Annotated in this window: 1 protein-coding gene; it reads left to right on the top strand. The window is 49.8% G+C overall.

Annotation, left to right across the window (positions count from 1 at the left end; genetic code table 11):
• The coding region (locus QT974_RS33930) for a beta strand repeat-containing protein (RefSeq protein WP_442933240.1) at positions 1-1,831 on the top strand (1,831 nt) is incomplete at both ends.

Here is a 1,831-nt window from a genome sequence, read left to right as displayed (position 1 = left end):
TAACGGCTAGTGGCGGACAAGTTTTGCTCGGTAGCGTGGCCAGTCCGGGTGTAGTTAATTTTGCACTGACAGCGGGGGAACAGGGGAGTTTAACTGTTAATTATGGCAATATTCAGAACTTCGGCAACATTCAAATATCCGATGGAACACTCATCAACACGAGCGGAACCGGTGGCGGCTCAGTTGAGATTAAAGGTGGAAATGTCGCCATCAGCGGTGCGCGAATTTATGCGCTGACACTCGGAAATATTGATGGTAGAGGTATCGATATCAATGCCCAAAAGTTGCGAGTGCAAAACGGCACCCAATTTTCTACTCTGACTCTAGGAGATGGTGCGGGAGGCAATATCAACTTCCGCGCTGCTGATTCAGTAGAAATGAGCGGGCTGGGAGTTGATGGGTATCAACAAGTTGTAATTAAATATCTGGTATCCGGAACTACAGACCCGTTTGACCCGCTATTTGTGCTGTTTAATGCTAGTGCTGGTGCTGGTTCGGGGGGAAATATTACGATCGACACCAACCGCCTGCTCCTCAACAATGGGGTAGTAGGTAGCGGGATCACTTTTGGCGGTGGAAGGGGCGGAAATTTAATCATTCGCGCCAATACTTTTGAGATGGTGAGTTCTGGAATCAACAACGGGACAGCGAAAGAAAGTACCGGTGCGGGAGGAAGTATTACTATTGATGTCGCGAGATTAATTATGCGCGACGGTTCTCTTCTGGGTACGACAAGCTACAGCAGTGGCTCGTCTGGGAATATCAACATTAAAGCTGCTGAATCGGTAGAATTATCTAACACCGGCCCGAGAACAGTTGTGTCAACTGGAATTAGCACGCTGAGTATTGGTTCTAACGGAAGGGCGGGGAATATTAACGTTGATACGAAGCGGTTGACTCTTTCTGGAGGTTCTGCTTTTACATTAGGAACGGGTGTTTTAGTTGGCAGGTTTTTGTTTTCTCAAGAGGGCGGGCCTGCTGGAAATTTAACTGTTAGGGCTACAGAATCAGTAGAAATTTCGGGCATTTCTCAACTTTTGACCAGCGGAATTCAGAATGCTAGTGCGCTGACTTCTGGAACTTTGAGCTCTAGTCGGGGCGGGGATATTCGCATTGATACGCCAAGCTTAACCGTGCGGGATGGGGGAATAGTTTCTACCAGTTCTTTGGGGGCGGGAGATGTGGGGAATATTACTGTTAATGCCGATCGCATCCAGGTGAGCGGCAGTGGCAATAACGGTTTGTTTGTCAGTACAATTGATGCTTCGGTGGGCAAGACATTCGGTACTAATCCCAATGCTACAGCAAATGCGGGTTCGCTGAATCTGACGGCGCGCGATCGACTAATTGTCAGAGATGGAGCTACAGTCACGGTGCAGGCCACGGGAACCGGGCGCGCTGGTAACATCAATATTGCCGCAAATTCGATCGGGCTTGACAACAAAGCTAGGATTGACGGCACCACCGTATCAGGTACTGGAGCAAATATTAACCTGCAAGCGCGAGACATCCAATTGCGCCGCAACAGCCGAATTACCACCGATGCGGGTGCTTCCGACGGCGGCAACATTAACATTAACAGCAACATTCTTGTGGCCCTCCCGCAAGAAAATAGCGACATCACCGCCAACGCCAAGAGCGCCGCCGGGGGCCGCGTGAATATCAATGTCCCGAATGTCTTCGGCTTCACAGCAGTTAGTCGCGAACAAGTGCGAGGTAGTTTGGGATTAACAGATGCTCAATTTGGTGCCCTACAAGTAAGTCCTACTTCTCTAGTTCCTAGCAGCGACATCGCGGCGATTTCCCAAAATGCGGGCCCGGCTTTGCAAGG

The sequence above is a fragment of the Microcoleus sp. BM001215392 genome, assembly GCF_036700185.1.
In the GTDB taxonomy this organism is placed as follows: domain Bacteria; phylum Cyanobacteriota; class Cyanobacteriia; order Cyanobacteriales; family Microcoleaceae; genus Microcoleus.
The sequence above is the reverse complement of the archived record's forward strand: the minus strand, read 5'-3'. Positions and strand labels throughout refer to the sequence as shown.